The sequence below is a fragment of the Sellimonas caecigallum genome, assembly GCF_019754295.1.
Lineage (GTDB): Bacteria > Bacillota > Clostridia > Lachnospirales > Lachnospiraceae > Sellimonas > Sellimonas caecigallum.
Window position 1 is genome coordinate 1 of the sequence record NZ_VIRV01000027.1, and the last position, 18,533, is coordinate 18,533.

Sequence of the window (18,533 nt, forward strand, 5' to 3'; positions counted from 1 at the left end):
CACGGCTGAGGATTCTGCCATCTTCACGGACTTTATAATGGATGCAGTCCATGAAAACGAACGGATATACAGGGTTTAATGGACGTGACTGCCATTCCTTCACTTCCGGCAGGATCTTGTCCGTGATTTTGCTGACCATTTCAGCGGGAAGTTCAATGCCATAAAGTTCCTGAAGCTGATCATGAATATCCCTTGTACTCATTCCACGGGCATAAAGAGAGATCACTTTTTCCTCAATCCCGGAAATATCCCGCTGATATTTAGGAATCAGCTTTGGTTCAAACTCACCATTGCGGTCACGGGGAACATCGATCTGGAATTCCCCATACTGGCTTTTGAGTGTTTTGGAAGAATGTCCATTCCTTTTATTATCGCTCTTCAGATCACCTTTACAATTTTTTTCATAGCCCAGAGTTGCATCCATCTCGGCTTCCAGAAGCTCCTGCAGGATATCTTTGAAGCTGTCTTTAAGAAGGGCGTAAACATCAGCCACACTGGTAATGTTGTTTTCTGTAATAATCTGTCGGATTTGGTCTTTTGCTACTGCCATAAATAAACTCCTTTTCGATAAGAATTGTCATATCTGTAATTCTTACCAAAAAGGAGCCATTTTTTACCAAAGCCACAAAGTTTTTTACACTACCTTATAATATTTGTCGAAGCATATTACTATTATCCACAGTTGAACGACTGCTGTCTGAAATGCCCTTCTTCCAGCTAAGGATACTGTAATAACTTTATCTGTATTTTGAGCCCATATAAAATATTCTTTTCTCGTATCGATATACTCAGAATCGTCAAAAATTGCCAAATGCTCAGTAATGTATAATAGATAATTCCTGTTTTGTTCCTTTAAAAGTCGAATCTGAATTCCGCTGTCTGCATGGGAATTAACGATATAAGCACCTCTTTTATTTAAACTTTTGATCATCCTTTCCACCATTATCTCATTCGCAAAATCACACTCCTCAATATTGACAGATGCATCCACTCTGTTTTCATAAACGCTTTTCATTGCGACAATGAGTGTAATTTCATAATTCATCTTACAGAGATCGTTTACAAGACAGATCAAGCAGGTGGATACACCACCATATCCAGGTTTGTCATCAATAAATATTATTTTTTTCCATATAAATTTTCTCCAATTAATTATTTCCCTTCATATATTTTTCTTACCACTTCGCTAAGACTTGTAAAAGAACCTTTTTCATTTTTCCTATCAATTAAAAAGAACTTACAATTGGCTCTTTTAGCTGCTTCATAATCTTTTTTTCATCTCCAATAAATATAAGTTCTCGCAAATCTATATTTAATGTGTTCAAAATTTCTATCAAGCCTTTAGGATTGGGTTTTCTGTAACCACATATCAATGACGACATATATACATCTGCAAACGGCATAATTGGTTCTACATATGCTTTCATTATACTATCAGGCATACCACTGGGAAGATCTGTAAAAAAGGCTATTTTATCATTACATTTTTTTATATAGTGTAAACTGTCGTATACATCCTGATAGATTTTTACTTTCATCTGCATACAGATTTTCCTGCATTTCCTGTCCGGTAGAAAATCTCAATACTTTCATTCCGAAACGATCGTAGTGCTTTTTCCATTCCTCCATTGCCATGTCAAACGTCTCTGCATTCTTTTTCAGATTGCCAGCTGTATATTTTCCGATCAGATTAATTCTGTCTATCTGAAAATTTTCATACATTTCATCATAAAATTCCTGACATGCACTCATTGTCATAAGGGAAAGACAGGCACTTTCTCTTTCAACTGCATGGTACATTTTATTTTTCCAGTTTGACCAGATCTCTTCATAGGTTCCCCTCAAATCATCTTGACTAAGTTCTTTTCTTCCTTCAAAAAACTTTTTCTGCTTTCTCCGCGAAATCTCTCTGACAGAAATTTCCTCTTCCCTCAGCCAATCCGTAATGATTTTTATAAGCCGCAAACATTTCTCCCGTATCTCCTCGATAGAACAACACTGAGGAAGAGACTGATACAGCATGAGAAACCCTTTTGGCATTTTAGGAAACCGTGATATTTCTTCCGGAATTCGTTTCGTACCTCGCTTTACATAGGCCTGATTTACCATATAAAGTATAAATTCACTATGATGGATGATTCTAGATAAAATCCAGTAACCTTGTCCGAGATTGTCTGTGCACTTGAGTTCCTCCATCCAGTCTTTCATTTCGCTTAAAAATCCCTGGATCTTAACTGCCGTCTCTTCCCGATCATGCATATGTTTCAAAGCTTTTTCCTTCAGCCCCTTTAGTCTTTCCGAAACACCATCATCTTTCTGATACACACAATCCAAATCAAACAGCTTTGTCACATACGGAGTATTGTATTCTGCCATATTCTCAAACTGTTCCCAACTTTGAGTGTAGATATCAAACCCGACATCTCCAACCACAAAACATCTGTTGAGTTTCCAAGCTCGGTCATCGTTGACCACAATGGCCAGATCCAGATCTGATTTTTCATAAAAGTCGCCGTTACAAAAAGACCCGCCAATTCCAATCAAGTCTACACTTTTCGGACAAAATCGTTGTATCTGATCCAGAACCATTTTTATAATGATTTCATTTCTCTGCAGGATGTCCTGCTTCCATCTTTCTTCGCTCATATCGTTCCTTTTCCTTCTCCATCCTCAAACTCCATATCAGCATGAATATAACTGTCAGGCTTTTTTGCGGCTCAAAAGACATTCTGTCTCGGCGTGCACTGTATTGACAGTTAACTTTATCTTATATATCATCATATCACATAATATTACTAAAAAACATATCAAAGACCCGGAAAGCACTACGCCCTCCGGGTCTTCTTTCGATCCATGATCTTGCAGAACAGAATTCCTGCTGCCGTACTGATTGTCGTTGCCACAATCCCTGCTCCCACAATTGCCGTAGGGTCCACGCTCCCGTATTGACTCCGGAATGCAATGACATTGACCGGAATCAGCTGTAAGGATGAGATATTCAGGATCAGAAAATTGCACATCTCATTGCTGGCTATCCCTTGTTTTCTGATCGGTCCCAAAGCCCTGCCGGCTCTTCTGTCCTCCTCCAGCTTCGAAAGCTCCTCCATTGCTTTCAAGCCGGCCGGCGTGGCAGCCCAACCAAGCCCCAGAACATTGGCGATGATGTTCGTCGTGATGTGTTCTCCCGCCTTATGCCCCTTTGGAATCTGAGGAAACAAAAATTTTATAAATGGTTTCAGCCCTCTGGATGCGTGCTCTATCATCCCCGCTCGGGATGCGATCTCCATAAGACCGGTCCAGAAGGACATGATCCCAACCATCGTGATGCAAAGTGTAACCGCCTCTTTGGCAGAATCCAGCGCCGCCTCAGTAATATCCGGTATCCTTCCTGTAAAAGAGGCGAAGATGATTCCCACAAGGATCATCCCCGCCCACAAAACATTCATCATATCTTCTGTTCTCCCTGCTTTTTTCTTATTGTATGCAAGGTTCAAACGTCAATATGTCATTCTCTCTCTATTTCTTACTTTACCAAAACTCTCTTGCATTATTTTCAGAACACAACAGCGGAATCACAACACCTGAAATCTGTGTCGATATAGTTAGCTATCACTCGCACACGCAGGTTCCGCTCGCTGCACAATGATTGACCCGAACCGCCTGATACATTTAAGTCCTCCGGAAGGACAAATTTAATGCATTTTACCTGCACATCCCGACAGTTTGGATAATTGTGCGCAGGTATTGTGATCGCTTTCATACCTCTCTGATGTTCCATGTGTTTCTTATCTTCTTCCGTCAAAATGACTCCAAGCGCAACCCTCTTATGCGGACATACATTCTTAACTGTCAGGTTAATCTGTACAATACGGCCAAGCGATTCCAAATATACATCCCCTAAGTCTACTATAAGAGAATCCTGACATTTTTCCAATTTCAAATCTACCGGTATCGGACAAGGTTCCGGATCTACGATAATGCCGCAATCTACCTGCACAGATGGGTTCGGGAAAGTTACTGCGTTGCCTTCTGTGTCTACATAAGAGATAGACTGATTGACAGGAAGATTTCCCGACATCTGGCCAGTATGTTTGACATAAAATTCAAGAGACGCTCCCTCATTTCCACTAACTCCTAACTCCGGAATCTTCCACTGCAATGAATGCGCATTGATTGTCATGGCCGTTCCTTTTGTCGGCATGTTGACACTGATAATTGTAAAGTCCGGATTTACCGTTTCATCGATCACGATATTGGTAGCTCCTGGTTTTGAAATATTAGCTGCCAGGTCGGCAAACAAATCTTCCAGTTGGGCATCATTCGGAGTGACTGCTACATGCGACGAATCCGGATCTGTCGCCCAGTCATTGAGAACATTCACATCGATCCCATCGTCTCCTACAAGACCAATACAGTAAATGACAATATCGGAAGCTCTGATAGCCGCTGCAATCGGAGCCGGCGGAAGTCCTGATGTTGTCTTTCCGTCCGTAAACATGACAATTACTTTTGCATTTGTGGATGTTGGATCAAACAATGCCGCCGCAGTAGAAAAAGCATCCGCATGGTTTGTGGAACCTCCTGCAGACAACGCATTTACAGCAGCTTTTAAATCTGCTACGGAAGTGATAAGCTGTGTATCGGCTACAGCACTGCTGGAAAAACTTACGATACCGATATGGCTTCCTGATCCAATCTGTCCATCCTGTGTACCATCGGTAGCTTCATCAATAATATCGATAAATGTTTCTGCCCCTAATTTCAAGTTTGTAAGGGGACTTCCTGTCATACTTCCAGAACGGTCCAGAATGAGGACGATATCTGTCGGATTTTCGGAGATATCCGGAGATGCCGCAAGGGCCAGAGTCACTTTGAACGTTCCGTCACAGTTAACCTGCGAGACATTGATCTCTTTGTTAGAATTTGTAATACCCATAATATTACCTCCTGTTTTACTGATAAGAAGAAATTTGTCTTCCTCACTATCAGGCTATGAAGCAGGAGGTAAATGGTTCCTTTTGTCGAATTATGAAATTTGTTCCTTACGATATATCTTCTTCCGTAATATGATTTTGTTTTAACTTCAGATAAACGATCTCACGGAACAATGCATAGAGAACCGAAACAATCGGTATGAATACCAACATGCCCACAACTCCCATGAGACTTCCGCCGATACTCACTGCTGCCAGCACCCAGATAGACGGAAGCCTGACAGCTCCCCCTACCACGTGCGGATAGATCAGGTTCCCTTCTATCTGCTGGAGAACAAGGAACATGATGATAAACCAGAATGCTTTTATCGGATCTACCATGAAGATCAGGAATGCTCCGATCGCACAGCCGATAAATGCCCCAAAGATCGGGATCAGCGCTGTAAAGGCGATCAAAATACCGATCAAAAGCGCATACGGCATTTTAAAGATAGACATGGCGATCACGAACATCGTTCCCAGTATAACAGCTTCCAGACACTGTCCTGCGAGGAAACTGGAGAAAGTCCGGTACGTCAGAGAAAATACTTCCTCAGCCGCCTCCGCTCTTCCTTTTCTCACAAAGGCATACAATACCTTCTTTGCCTGTACTTTCAGCTTTTCTTTTTGGAGAAGAATGTAGCAGGCAAACACAAATGCGATAAAGAAGGTTGCAAATCCGCTTACAATATTTTTCGCAGCCGCCACACCGGATTCCAGTATGCTTCCGGCTCCGCTTGTGAACCAGTTCATGATCACTTCGAAAATCTTGTCCCATTTGAACTCAAGCTGGTTGACGTAAGACATGATTTCTTTATTATCGTGGAAGAAATTATTTGCCCATTCCTGTACTTTCGGAATAAATGCCTGAATGCTTGCCCCAAGTCTTACGAAAGTTCCAGTAAGCTGTGGTATTACTACAAACGCTACCACCATAATGACTCCGATTACCAGCATAAGAGTCAATATAAAACTTACTGGTCTCGCAAGCTTTCTTGCTGCTTTGGATCTCCCTTTTCTTGCATCATTGAACAGCTTTTCCTCAATAAAATGCATCGGCACATTGACGACAAAAGCGATCGCACCGCCAAGAATAAACGGAAACAATACGCCAAACACGAATCTGAACGCATCAAATACAATCGAATACTGCCACAAACATACGATGAGCAGTGCTGTAAATACGATGAGCTGTCTGATCTTTTTCATGTTCTCATGATTTAATTCCATAGAATCTCCCCTTTATTTGAGTCTGGCGCGGATTGCTTTCAGACACTGGATGACCGGCAAGTTCAAAAGTGCCAGTCCATATACTGTTAATAGCTGAGACATGCTTAATGTTACAACACTAAATACAGACTGTAAAAACGGCACTGTAAGAACCGCTGTAATCAGGACAAAACCGATCATAAATGCGCCCTGAAGATAAATATTGTTGAAAAATCCTTTGTGGAACAACATCGGTTTATCTGACTTGCAGTTGTAACCATGTACCAGTCGTGACAGACATAGTGTTCCAAAAGCCATCGTACTTCCCAGAAGCGCTCCTTCACTCGTATATCCGATCATAAATCCGATCATTGTCATGATACCGATGGAGAGACCTTCTGTCCCGATCTTTACAAGGAAATCTTTTGTCAAAATGGACTCATCTTTTCTTCTAGGCTTTTCATCCATAACATCGGAACGGTGCGGCTCCAGACCAAGTGCGATAGCCGGAAGGCTGTCCGTGAGAAGGTTGATGAAAAGCAAATGCACTGGTGCAAACGGTACCGGAAGTCCTGCGATAGAAGCATACAGGACAGCCAGGATTGCACCAAAGTTGCCGGACAGTAAGAACTGAATGGAACTTTTGATGTTTCTGTATACATTTCGTCCATTCTCTACCGCTTTTACGATTGTCGCAAAGTTATCGTCCGTGAGTACCATGGAAGCCGCATCTTTCGCTACCTCGCTTCCGGTAATTCCCATTGCAACTCCGACGTCTGCCTGTTTCAGAGCAGGTGCATCGTTGACACCATCCCCTGTCATTGATACGATATTTCCTTTTTCCTGCCATGCCTTAACGATACGGATCTTGTGTTCCGGTGACACACGGGCATACACGGAAATCTTTTCCACGAAATCTTTCAGTTCTTCATCGGAAAGATTTTCGATCACTGCACCTTCACATGCCTCGGACTCATCCTTCAAAATACCAATTCTCTTTGCGATAGCCGCTGCTGTAACCTTGTGGTCTCCTGTGATCATGACTGGTTTGATACCTGCGCGGATACACTCAGCAACCGCATCTTTGGATTCCACACGCGGCGGGTCCATCATTGCAATCAATCCAAGGAAGGTAAGATCTGTTTCATCTTTTTCCGTTATTCCCTTTACCTGATCCAATTTTTTATATGCAAATCCCAGTACACGAAGCCCTTGTCTTGAGAATGCTTGGTTCGCCTCCGCAATCTCCTTACGGTCTTCATCTGTAATTTTTACTTCTTTTCCGTTTTTACGGATACTTTCCATTCTTCCGGATATCACATCAACCGCGCCTTTTACGATCATGAGGACTTCATCTTCCATTTCATGCACTGTGGACATCAGCTTTCGGTCACTGTCGAAAGGAACTTCTGAACGCCGTTCATGTTCCTCCCTGATTTTTTCCGCATCCATCTGAAAATCAGAAACAAAGCTTACAAGCGCTGTCTCTGTCGGATCCCCAATTTCTTCTCCGTTCACAATTTTGGCATCGCTGCAGAGTACACTTGATTTCATGAGAAGCTGTACATCCCCATCATCTGTGTCGATATGAGCTTTCTCCATGCTTTTTCCAGGAATATAGCATGCTTCTACTGTCATTTTGTTCTGTGTCAATGTTCCTGTCTTATCAGAACAGATAACTGAAACACTTCCTAAACCTTCCACTGCCTGCAGTTTCCGGATGATAGCATGTTCTTTTGCCATCTTCTGTGTACCAAAAGAAAGTACGATCGTCACGATAGAACTCAGCGCTTCCGGAATCGCTGCGACTGCGAGCGCTACAGCAAACAGGAATGCATCTCCGAACGATCCGCCCCTTACGATATTGATAACCATCAGGAACGCACAGAAAATCAGAATGATAATGGACAGCTTCTGTCCAAACTGATCCAGATTTACCTGTAAAGGTGTCTTCTTCTCCGATGTTGTCTTCAACAAGGATGCAATCTTTCCTACTTCCGTTTCCATACCGGTTCCCGTCACAAAAACGGTTCCGCGTCCATAAGTAACAAAGCTTCCGGAATAAGCCATATTTACACGATCCCCAAGAGAAGTCTCCCCTTCGATGACGTCTGTACTCTTCTCAACCGGAATACTTTCTCCGGTAAGAGCACTCTCATCAATTTTCAAGCTGGCCTGATCGATGATCCTACCATCTGCAGGCACCAAATCTCCCGCTTCCAGGAAAACAATATCTCCAACTGTTACTTCTCTGGATGGAATATGGGTTACTACTCCATTTCTCAGAACCTTTGCTTCCGGTCCGGATAATTTTTTCAAGCTGTTCAATGATTTTTCTGCCTTGATCGTCTGGACTGTTCCGAGGATGGCATTGATCGTGATAACGATCAAAATAACGATCGCACTCTCCATATCGCCCATAAATCCAGAAATAATAGCAGAAACAATCAGTATGATGACGAGAAAATCTTTGTACTGTTCCAGGAAAATCATAGCCACGCTTTTCTTCTTCTCTTCCTGAAGTTCATTCGGTCCGTACTTCTCCTGGTGTGCACGGATTTCTGCGTCTGTAAGCGGCTCCAATGAACCGTTTACCTGTTTTTTGACCTCATCCGTCTCCATCTGATAATACTGTTTCATTTTTTTCCTCCTTGTTTCTTGTAATAGGGTTCACAGTTTCCTGCTTTGTAATGCATCGGACAATAGAAAAAGACCTTTACTGCATTACAACATGCAGTAAAAGTCTCACCGTTTCATACTCGATCCGGGCAGAACACTCTGCCGTACTGACGAACCTGTAACGACTGGTATCACGCCGTCGGTTACTCCCTTTTACTAAATATCACTATACCTATTTTTCCGAAAAAAGTCAACCCCTGATAGCACAATAAAGCAAAAGGAGCGCTTAAAAAGCGCTCCTTAAATGGATAAATATCCATTAGTTTGTGATTGTCATTTCTGTTTCTTTATCAAAGACATGAATCTTTTCAGCATCGAATGCAAACTTCACTGTGTCGCCTGTTCTTGCTGTTGTTCTAGGATCCACACGAGCTGTCATGTTTGCTCCTTCGTAATCAAAGTGTAAGTAAACTTCTGCACCGAGCATTTCGTATACACGGATTGTAGCTTCGATCACTGTGTTCGGAGAAGCTGTGATGAACATCGGTTCATCATGTACGTCTTCCGGACGAATACCAAGTACAACTGTCTTTCCAGCGTATCCTCCCTCGATGAGTTTCTTTGCTTTTGCCGGAGGAAGTTCGATCTTAGCTGGTCCAACGTTAAGTAATACTTTATCTCCGGATACTTCACATTTTGCATCAAGGAAGTTCATCTGCGGAGATCCGATGAATCCTGCTACGAACAGGTTGCACGGTTCATCATACAGTTTTCTTGGAGTATCTACCTGCTGAACAACACCAGCATTCATAACTACGATTCTTGTACCAAGTGTCATAGCTTCTGTCTGGTCATGTGTTACGTAGATAATTGTTGTACCTAATCTCTGATGCAGTTTGGAGATCTCGATACGCATCTGACCTCTCAGTTTTGCATCCAAGTTGGAAAGAGGTTCGTCCATAAGGAATACTTTCGGGTTACGAACGATCGCACGTCCCATAGCAACACGCTGTCTCTGTCCACCTGAAAGAGCCTTCGGTTTACGGTCAAGCAGTTTTTCCAGGTCAAGGATTTTTGCTGCTTCACGAACCATCTTGTCAATTTCCGGTTTCGGAACTTTTCTCAATTTAAGTCCGAATGCCATGTTGTCATATACTGTCATATGCGGATACAGAGCATAGTTCTGGAATACCATCGCGATATCTCTGTCTTTCGGTTCTACATCGTTTACAACTTTATCTCCGATTTTCAGTTCTCCGGAAGAAATCTCTTCCAGACCTGCAACCATACGAAGTGTTGTGGATTTACCACATCCTGAAGGTCCTACGAAAATGATGAATTCTTTGTCTTCGATTTCAAGGTTGAAATCTTTTACGGCTTCGAATCCATTCGGATAAACTTTATTGATATGTTTCAATGATAAACTTGCCATTGGTGCTTCCTCCTAAAAATTACTACCGTTTTCTCGATGTAAATAGTATAAAAAAAATTCCCGAAAAACGCTAGTGCATGATTGCACAAACATTTTTCGGGATTCTGTACAAGGTGACTAATCCGTTTTTTATTTTTCCAGAAGCATCTGGTAAATCTCACGTTTGCTGACGCCACGATCTTTTGCCGCTCTCTTCATCGCTTCTTTTTTGTCGATTCCCTGTGAGAGATAGTATTCCATATGCTCCTCTAGCGTCATCTCCTGCCAGCGTGCCTGTTCTTCCTGGCGTATCTCATTAGGACTTTTCCCTTCCAGGATGATCACACATTCCCCTTTCGGCTGATGTGACTCATAGTAGGTTTTCGCTTCACTTAAGGTAGTATTAAACACTGTCTCGTGCTTTTTTGTAAGCTCCCGGCAGACTGCTGCCCTCCGGTTGCCAAGACTGTCCATGAGTTCCGCCAGTGTTTTCACAAGCCTGTGAGGAGCCTCGTAAAGGATCATTGTCCTTGTTTCCTTTTTCATCTCCTCAAGTATACGGGTTCTCTCTTTTTTGTCCGGTGGGAGAAATGCCTCAAATGCAAAGCGCCTTGTAGGAAGCCCAGATATAGTCAGAGCTGTGATACATGCACATGCACCCGGCACCGATGTGACAGAGATTCCTTCCTCCAGACACATCTTTACCAATTCTTCCCCTGGGTCCGAGATTCCCGGTGTCCCCGCGTCTGTGATCAGGGCTATATCTGCTCCCTCCTTCAGCTTCTCCACCAGTTTTTTCCCTTTTTCAATCTTATTATATTCATGGTAGCTTGTCATGGGTGTCCGTATTTCAAAATGATTCAGAAGCTTGACACTGTTCCTTGTATCTTCCGCAGCGATCAAATCCGCTTCTTTTAATATCCTGACTGCCCGGAAAGTCATATCTTCCAGATTTCCTATCGGCGTCGCACATAAATATAATGTTCCTGCCATGTTTTCTCCTTCTTTACAAAGCCTTTCCCATCCCGTACTGGGTCAAAAGTTCCTCGGTATAACTTCCATCCTTCTTATAGACGATCAGCGGCGGCTCCACTTTGATCCTGGAATTTCCTTTGTTGCTTCCTTCGATCAGGACCATGTTCGGTTCCTTGTCAACATACGGATGGACAAGTTTCATCCTTTTGGGTTCAATACCGTATGCCGTCATCCTGGAAAAGATCTCTGCCAGACGAAACGGACGGTGTACCATATAGAACCTTCCATGAAATTTCAGCAGTTTTGCACTTTCCCTGAGAATATCATCCAGCGTGCAAAGCACCTCGTGCCTTGCAATTGCCTTTGCACTGTTGGCGTTCGCAATACCATGCTGCCCGATCATATACGGTGGATTTGTCGTGATCACATCAAAAGAAGCAGCTTTAAAGATCTCTGCCGCTTCTTTGATATCGCCTGTCTCTATATGGACTTTGTCCTCCAGATGATTGTGCTTGACACTACGTCTCGCCATGTCGGCACTTTCCTCTTGTATCTCCAACCCTGTAAAGTCTTCTCCATCGGTCTTTACTGTCATCAAGATCGGGATGATTCCAGTGCCTGTCCCAAGATCCAGCACTTTTTCTCCCTTTTTTACTTTGGCAAAACTCGCAAGCAGCACTGCATCCATGCCAAAACAAAATTTTCCGGGATTCTGGATGATCTCGTATCCATTTACCTGGAGGTCGTCCAGTCTTTCGCCCTCTTTCAGATATCCGCTACTCAATTTTTGACGCCCCTTCATTCTTCTCAAGCACAGCCAGTTCTTTCATCTCTTCTTTGGAGAGACGCATGTCATTTTTCTTTCTCTTTTGGCGGAACTTCAGCTCCGATGCTTTATATTCCCGTATCTCTTTTTCATCATTTTCAAGTGTCACTACGACTTTAACAAGCTGCCTGAGTACGCTTAAGCTCTGTACTTCTCCTTTTAACCCTTCCGGTGTAGTGACCGTATCTCCTACCGATGGAAGTTTGCTGTTAAGCTGCTCGTAAGTCTCCTGCTCATTTGTGAGACAGCACATCAGCCTTCCGCAGACGCCGGAAATCTTTGTCGGGTTCAGGGACAGATTCTGTTCCTTTGCCATCTTGATGGACACAGGCGCAAATTCAGACAGATAAGTGTGGCAGCATAATTCACGGCCGCAAATACCAATCCCTCCGCGGATCTTCGTCTCATCTCTGACACCAATCTGCCGAAGTTCAATCCTTGTACGGAATACAGCTGCCAGATCTTTTACCAATTCACGAAAATCAATCCTTCCGTCCGCTGTAAAGTAAAAGAGCACTTTGTTATTGTCAAACGTATACTCCGCGTCGATCAGCTTCATGGCCAGCTTATGCTTTCGGATCTTTTCAAGGCAAATCTGGAAAGCTTCCTTTTCTTTTTCCCTGTTTCTTTCTTCTATTTTTCTATCCTCATTTGTGGCAAGGCGGATCACGGACTTCAAAGGCTGTGTGATCTTATCGTCTTCCACTTCCCTTGGCCCCATCACAACATTGCCGAACTCGATTCCCCTTGCCGTCTCTACGATAACCTGCTGTCCTTTTTTGATATGGAATTTTCCCGGCGCAAAGTAGTAAATCTTTCCGGCCGGCCGGAACCGAACTCCAATAATTCTTGTCATATCTTAGTTCTCCTTTATAGTCAGTAACAATAATTCCATTACCAGGTCAAAGTTGACATTGGCTTTCAGACGTGTCTTCGCCGTCTCGATCCCTTTCAGTATGATCTCTATCCCTTCATAAGAGCTGGTATTTGCCCGCTCCTTGATATATTTCATCTGATCGGAAAAGATCACACCATTAATGTCCTTCGTCGCTTTGTAAAGGAGGACGTCCCTGTACCATACACTGATCAGGTCCAAAATATCTGAAACTTCGATCTTATATCCGGACAGTCTCTTGACTGCTTCTACCAAATCGGTAAGTTCCATTTCCTTGATGTGCTTCATCAGCTGGATCGTCTCTTCTTTGATTTCGTTAAAATGTTCTGATGTGGCCAGCATGATGGCGCGTCCGATATTTCCCTGGGCAAATGCAGTACAGATATCTGCCTGATAATCCGGTATCTGCATCTGCTCCATAAGATATTTTTTGATCAGTGTATCCTTCACATTTTTTATCTTTAACACCACGCACCTTGACAAGATCGTCGGAAGAAGGCTTTCTGCATTCTCTGTGAGAAGAATGATGACTGCATACTCCGGCGGCTCTTCGATCGTCTTAAGCAGTGCATTCTGCGCCTGTACTGTCATCAGGTCTGCGTCCGGTACAATATAGATTTTATACTTTCCATTGTACGGTTTGATCATGATATCATTGTTGATCTGTACACGCACGTCTTCCACACTGATGGTGTTCGGCTTCTCGTGGGTAACCCGGATGATGTCCGGATGATTCCCGCTCAAGGCCTGCCGACACGAATGGCACTCATTACAAGGCTCTGTCGTCCCCTTCTCGCACTGCAGAGTCATAGCGAAAAGCTGGGCAAACATTTTCTTTCCAGCCCCACGCTCGCCATTAAATATATATGCATGAGACACCTGGTTGTTCTGTATTGTATTCTGAATATAAGAAACAAGATCCTTACGCCCTATAACATCTTTAAATCCTGCCATAATGTTCACCTTCTTTACTTTCTATCTCAATACCTGATTATGGTAAATTTAATCCAATATAAGTATATCACATATTATTGCGAATATATAGCATTATTTCTTCCAGGCACCGGTCCAGACAAGTATTTTCAAATCTTGCGGATATCCGGTATCTCCTGATTTTCTCTTCGCTAAAGTCTTCTGTATCTGCCAGAAAACGTCTGCACATCTCTGCATATTTCGGCTCTTCCTGCATGCGTTCTCTCTGGAGAGCCCGCATCAGACGCTCCCCATCTTCCACTTCCACATACACTGGCATGATCTTTTCTTCTCCAAAATACGCCCGCATTTTTCCATAAGAATCCAGCGTACCAATCATAAGATAGTTTGAATCATCCAGACAGATCTGTCCGTCATCTGCCGTAAAGTATTTCCAGATTCCATGAATCGTTTGATATTCCCTGAGTTCAATTACCTTATCGCTCTCGAGAAACATCCTTAGTGTCTCCTCATCTGTAAAAAAATACTCCCGCCCTTCTTTTTCTCCTTCGCGCATCGGACGTGTCGTATATAACGTAACTGTCCGAAGCATCGGCATCTTCTTTTTTATTTCCTGAAATATTGTATCTTTTCCAGAGGAGCTTTTCCCCATCAGATAAAAAATTTTACCCATTTATCCACACTCCGATCCTGTTTTCCTCTTCAGTTCCCTGGATGGAAAATCCTTTGTTTCTGTATCTTATCAAAAGGTCCTTTGCTTCTTTGGAAATCCGCTCACCTGGAACCGCAATAGGACTCCCTGGCGGATACAAATATGCATATTCAAGGCAGATCTTTCCTTCACACTCTTCAAAAGGGAGAAATTCCCTGTCACGAATCTCCGACGCTTCCCATGGGAGCAATATGCGCTCCATTTCCGGAAGATCATACCGCCCTTTAGTCCCCTGAAGTTTTGTCAATCCCTTATCAATATCCAAAAGCGCATTTTTAAGCCTTTCCAATCCTTCTTTCGTATCTGCCAGCGACGTCATAGCCAGGACATAATCTCCGGCTGTCATCTCCATCTGGAGATGAAATTTCTCCCGGAGTATTTTTTCCAGATCCCGACTGGATATGTCAGTCCCCGCTGTGGATAACACAAGCTTTGATCGATCATACTGTGGAATACACTCCAGTTTTAAACTTCTCATTTGGCTAAGTGCCTGTCTAAGTTCCTGAAGGTCTTCTGCATACCGTTCAAACTCCTGCTTTCCTTTGTTCTCCAACATCTGCATGCACGCATCGATCCCCGCCATCAAAATATACGAAGGGCTGCTGGACTGCAGCATTTGAAGATATTTTTTTATTTTATTTCTGTCGGCTCTTTTTCCGTTGATATGCAAAAGTGCGCTCTGAGTCAACGCAGGAAGCGTCTTATGTACGCTGTGGATCACTACATCTGCTCCAAGTCTATTCGCATTTTCCGAAAAATATCCGCAAAATCCAAAATGGGCTCCGTGTGCCTCATCGACAATCAGAGGAATTCCGTGACGATGTGCTGTCTCTGCAATTTTCCTAACATCCGAAATCACTCCATCGTAAGTTGGGGATACGATCATCACCGCCCGTATCTCCGGATGCTCTTTCAGCATCCTGTCCACTGTATCCGCATAAATCTGCCCATTTAACACAGATCGTTCCATCTCTTCTGTTCTCTTTTCCGGATAAACATAGTATGGCTTCAATCCAAACAGCTCCACCGCATGATATACTGACTTGTGGCAGTGTCTGGAAATCAAGATAGAATCTCCCCGGTTCGTGCAGCCTCCTATGGCGCTCAAAATACCGGACGTACTCCCGTTGACAAGAAAATGTGTTTCCTCCGCTCCATAAAGTCTGGAAGCTCTATCCTGTGCCTGTTTTATGATCCCTTCGCAGTGATGGAGATCATCAAATCCTTCAATCTCTGTAATATCTATTTCATATGGCAGATCCTCTTCCATAAACTTCTTGTTTCTTTTATGTCCAGGCATGTGAAAACCATAATAGTCAGAATCTCCATACTGTCTCAGCAGCTTATATAATGTCATTTCCATATTTCCTTTTCCATAAAAAACTGCCCTATTTCAGGGCAGCTTCCAATCGATTTACGGTTTCTTCCACATTTTCGAGTCTAGTGGCCAAATTCAGACGGATAAACGATGCATATTCTTCTCCTCCAAACCAGTCTCCGAAATCTACTGCGATCTTTGCCTTATTCTGCACGATCTCTTTCATGTCCTCTTTCTTGATGTACGCTCCCAGATCAATCCACGCAAGATAGGTTCCTTCCATCGGATACACGATCGCTTCCGGCAGTTTCTCTGAAAAAAGCTCCTTCATCCTCTCATAATTTCCTTTGATAATCGTCCGCACTTTATCAAGCCATTCTCTGCCCCCTTCATAGGCAGCCTGCACAGCAATATAACCAAATGTATTTCCGCTGAGCATGTGCATGGAATTTAGAAATTCATCATACTGTGTCCGTATCTTCTCACTTGGTATGATCACGAAAGAATTGGAACATCCTGCCAGATTGAACGTTTTTGTGGCCGCTGTCAGTGTTACAAGAATCTCATCGTATTTACCGACCGTTGCTGCAGTTACTTTCTTTCTCTCTCCTGTCACAATGTCCTGGTGAATTTCATCCGCGATCACATATACCTGATACTTCTTACAGATTTCCAGCACCGCTCTTAATTCTTCCTCTGTCCAGACACGCCCTACCGGATTGTGCGGAGAACACAAAATAAAGAGCTTTACATCCTCTTCCACGATTTTTTTCTCAAAATTTTCCACATCCATTTTGTATATGCCGTTGTCTATCCACAAAGGACAGTCGATTTTCCTTCTCTCATTTGCAAGAATTCCTTCGCGAAATGGATGATAGACTGGAGGCATAATCAGAATACTGTCATCTTTCTTTGTCAGAATCTGAATCAGCCAGTTGATAGCCGGAACAACACCTGGGGAAAATCGGATCCACTCCTTCTTTACCTCATAATCATGGTTCGTTTTTTCCCAGTTCATAAATGCCTCATAATAAGAATCCGGAACCTGATAATATCCGTACACGCCTTCCTCTACATATTTCTGCAGCGCTTTCTTTACACAAACCGGTACTTCAAAATCCATATCCGCAACCCACATTGCCAAGAGATCATCTTGTCCGAATTTTTCTTTCAATCCATCCCATTTTGCACAATCCGTATTTTTTCTATCCTTGTAAATGACTTGTTCCATTGTTATTCTACCCCCCATATCATTTCTAGTTTCTGAATATCTTTACATTGTAAACTGCATTCTGAATTTCTTCCATTCTTTCCATTGTACCAGATGATATCACAGATGTGATCACATAGCCGTTATCAATATCAAAATTCCCTGCCGCAATAAAATACTTTTGCTGATCCTCCTCCTGATAACGCACAGTCGTCTGATATGTCCCTTCATCCGGATATACTTGAAAATCATCTACCTGGTACTGATAATTTCCAATCACATCTTCGTGAAGCTCTACACACTCCTCCTCTGTATCAGGCATTTTTTCTGAGCGTATCTCCGGCTCCTCGAGATAAGAAATCATTACTTTTCCGTCCTGGCCCTCAAAAATAATCTGATCTCCGGATTCCTCTGTACATACAAATTCTTCCGGAAGACTGATCTGTATATCCTGTCCATTGATCGAATACATCTCTTTTGGAACAAGACTATCTGTTTTCTCTGCTCCCGTACTCTGGTCTGCACAGCCACCCAGGAAAACCAGCGTACAGCAACAAACTACTGCCATTTTCTTTTGTTTAGCCATTTTCCTCATCCTCTCACTTGTGATCCCTCAAATTAAGTTTATCTTCGCAATATCAGATTGTCAAACTGATTTCCCGTTTTTTGTATAAGAAAAAAGCTTCTAATTTTAAAAATTAAAAGCTTTTACAAGTGAAGCATCGGGGATTCGAACCCCGGACAACTTGATTAAAAGTCAAGTGCTCTACCGACTGAGCTAATGCTCCATAATATATTATGAAATTTATAAAGTGCCCAAAGCCGGAATCGAACCAGCGACACGAGGATTTTCAGTCCTCTGCTCTACCAACTGAGCTATCTGGGCTTATCACATCCAGATTTTAAAAAACTGCAAAAAAAATTGCGGGGGCAGGATTTGAACCTACGACCTTCGGGTTATGAGCCCGACGAGCTTCCAGACTGCTCCACCCCGCGTCATTATTTAATTATTACTATTATAGCACATTTCTTATAAAATATGCAAGTGGATGGAGGTGGATTCGAACCACCGAAAGCGTTGCTAACAGATTTACAGTCTGCCCCCTTTGGCCACTCGGGAATCCATCCAGAATTACCAACCTTTATATTATTAAATTGGTACAGCCAACGATCGGACTCGAACCGATAACCTGCTGATTACAAATCAGCTGCTCTGCCAATTGAGCCACGTTGGCAAAATGCCTATTGGCAATGGGACCTATAGGGCTCGAACCTATGACCCTCTGCTTGTAAGGCAGATGCTCTCCCAGCTGAGCTAAGATCCCAAAGCGACCCGGATGGGACTCGAACCCACGACCTCCGCCGTGACAGGGCGGCGCTCTAACCAACTGAGCCACCGGGCCAAATTCATCAATGTACCTTCAAAACCACATATAAGTTACAGATCTCTCT

At 43.0% G+C, this 18,533-nt stretch carries 17 protein-coding genes and 7 tRNA genes; all 24 read right to left on the reverse strand.

Annotation, left to right across the window (positions count from 1 at the left end; all coding sequences use genetic code 11):
• Positions 1 to 550 (reverse strand): IS256 family transposase (locus tag FLB61_RS12060; RefSeq protein ID WP_221920341.1); only part of this gene is annotated, 550 nt, incomplete at its 3' end.
• Between the two features lie 84 nt (positions 551 to 634).
• Positions 635 to 1,045 (reverse strand): glycosyltransferase family protein, encoded by a 411-nt coding sequence (locus FLB61_RS12065; RefSeq protein WP_221920343.1) that lies wholly within the window; start codon positions 1,043 to 1,045, stop codon positions 635 to 637.
• A 181-nt stretch (positions 1,046 to 1,226) separates the two neighbouring features.
• A complete protein-coding gene (locus tag FLB61_RS12070; protein ID WP_221920345.1) occupies positions 1,227 to 1,544 on the reverse strand; it encodes an HAD hydrolase-like protein in 318 nt (105 codons plus the stop codon).
• The gene (locus tag FLB61_RS12075; RefSeq protein ID WP_221920346.1) at positions 1,480 to 2,646 is read right to left on the reverse strand and encodes a nucleotidyltransferase domain-containing protein; all 1,167 of its coding nucleotides are present in this window, start codon (positions 2,644 to 2,646) and stop codon (positions 1,480 to 1,482) included. Before FLB61_RS12075 ends, FLB61_RS12070 begins: the two co-directional genes overlap by 65 nt.
• Positions 2,647 to 2,825: 179 nt before the next feature.
• Positions 2,826 to 3,449 (reverse strand): nucleoside recognition protein, encoded by a 624-nt coding sequence (locus tag FLB61_RS12080; protein WP_221920348.1) that lies wholly within the window; start codon positions 3,447 to 3,449, stop codon positions 2,826 to 2,828.
• Between the two features lie 104 nt (positions 3,450 to 3,553).
• The gene (locus tag FLB61_RS12085) at positions 3,554 to 4,936 is read right to left on the reverse strand and encodes a vWA domain-containing protein (protein WP_221920349.1); all 1,383 of its coding nucleotides are present in this window, start codon (positions 4,934 to 4,936) and stop codon (positions 3,554 to 3,556) included.
• A 106-nt stretch (positions 4,937 to 5,042) separates the two neighbouring features.
• On the reverse strand, positions 5,043 to 6,203 hold the full coding sequence (locus FLB61_RS12090; RefSeq protein WP_087203394.1) for an AI-2E family transporter: 1,161 nt from the start codon (positions 6,201 to 6,203) through the stop codon (positions 5,043 to 5,045).
• A gap of 12 nt (positions 6,204 to 6,215) precedes the next feature.
• Positions 6,216 to 8,822 carry a calcium-translocating P-type ATPase, PMCA-type gene (locus FLB61_RS12095; protein ID WP_087213309.1) on the reverse strand — a complete coding sequence of 869 codons (2,607 nt, stop codon included), beginning with the start codon at positions 8,820 to 8,822 and terminating at the stop codon, positions 6,216 to 6,218.
• Between the two features lie 298 nt (positions 8,823 to 9,120).
• Positions 9,121 to 10,233: an ABC transporter ATP-binding protein gene (locus FLB61_RS12100; RefSeq protein ID WP_087203396.1), complete on the reverse strand. Its 1,113-nt coding sequence runs from the start codon at positions 10,231 to 10,233 to the stop codon at positions 9,121 to 9,123.
• A 129-nt stretch (positions 10,234 to 10,362) separates the two neighbouring features.
• Positions 10,363 to 11,205: a 16S rRNA (cytidine(1402)-2'-O)-methyltransferase gene (gene rsmI, locus FLB61_RS12105; protein ID WP_087203397.1), complete on the reverse strand. Its 843-nt coding sequence runs from the start codon at positions 11,203 to 11,205 to the stop codon at positions 10,363 to 10,365.
• Between the two features lie 13 nt (positions 11,206 to 11,218).
• Positions 11,219 to 11,971 (reverse strand): tRNA1(Val) (adenine(37)-N6)-methyltransferase, encoded by a 753-nt coding sequence (locus tag FLB61_RS12110; RefSeq protein ID WP_330620521.1) that lies wholly within the window; start codon positions 11,969 to 11,971, stop codon positions 11,219 to 11,221.
• Positions 11,964 to 12,869 (reverse strand): PSP1 domain-containing protein, encoded by a 906-nt coding sequence (locus FLB61_RS12115; RefSeq protein ID WP_087203399.1) that lies wholly within the window; start codon positions 12,867 to 12,869, stop codon positions 11,964 to 11,966. Before FLB61_RS12115 ends, FLB61_RS12110 begins: the two co-directional genes overlap by 8 nt.
• A 3-nt stretch (positions 12,870 to 12,872) precedes the next feature.
• On the reverse strand, positions 12,873 to 13,862 hold the full coding sequence (gene holB / locus FLB61_RS12120; RefSeq protein ID WP_087203400.1) for a DNA polymerase III subunit delta': 990 nt from the start codon (positions 13,860 to 13,862) through the stop codon (positions 12,873 to 12,875).
• A gap of 67 nt (positions 13,863 to 13,929) precedes the next feature.
• Positions 13,930 to 14,514 (reverse strand): nucleoside/nucleotide kinase family protein, encoded by a 585-nt coding sequence (locus FLB61_RS12125; RefSeq protein ID WP_221920351.1) that lies wholly within the window; start codon positions 14,512 to 14,514, stop codon positions 13,930 to 13,932.
• Positions 14,507 to 15,910: an aminotransferase class I/II-fold pyridoxal phosphate-dependent enzyme gene (locus tag FLB61_RS12130; protein WP_330625622.1), complete on the reverse strand. Its 1,404-nt coding sequence runs from the start codon at positions 15,908 to 15,910 to the stop codon at positions 14,507 to 14,509. The genes FLB61_RS12125 and FLB61_RS12130 overlap by 8 nt, the downstream gene beginning before the upstream one ends.
• 31 nt (positions 15,911 to 15,941) lie before the next feature.
• Positions 15,942 to 17,102 (reverse strand): MalY/PatB family protein, encoded by a 1,161-nt coding sequence (locus FLB61_RS12135; protein WP_087203403.1) that lies wholly within the window; start codon positions 17,100 to 17,102, stop codon positions 15,942 to 15,944.
• A gap of 25 nt (positions 17,103 to 17,127) precedes the next feature.
• The gene (locus tag FLB61_RS12140) at positions 17,128 to 17,667 is read right to left on the reverse strand and encodes a hypothetical protein (RefSeq protein ID WP_087203404.1); all 540 of its coding nucleotides are present in this window, start codon (positions 17,665 to 17,667) and stop codon (positions 17,128 to 17,130) included.
• Between the two features lie 129 nt (positions 17,668 to 17,796).
• Positions 17,797 to 17,869, reverse strand: a tRNA-Lys gene (locus FLB61_RS12145).
• 25 nt (positions 17,870 to 17,894) lie between these two features.
• Positions 17,895 to 17,967: transfer RNA gene (locus FLB61_RS12150), tRNA-Phe, on the reverse strand.
• Positions 17,968 to 18,003: 36 nt separating this feature from the next.
• Positions 18,004 to 18,077: transfer RNA gene (locus FLB61_RS12155), tRNA-Met, on the reverse strand.
• A 50-nt stretch (positions 18,078 to 18,127) separates the two neighbouring features.
• Positions 18,128 to 18,209, reverse strand: a tRNA-Tyr gene (locus FLB61_RS12160).
• Between the two features lie 34 nt (positions 18,210 to 18,243).
• A tRNA-Thr gene (locus FLB61_RS12165) sits at positions 18,244 to 18,316 on the reverse strand.
• Positions 18,317 to 18,333: 17 nt separating this feature from the next.
• A tRNA-Val gene (locus FLB61_RS12170) sits at positions 18,334 to 18,406 on the reverse strand.
• Between the two features lie 4 nt (positions 18,407 to 18,410).
• Positions 18,411 to 18,484: transfer RNA gene (locus FLB61_RS12175), tRNA-Asp, on the reverse strand.
• Positions 18,485 to 18,533: the final 49 nt, after the last annotated feature.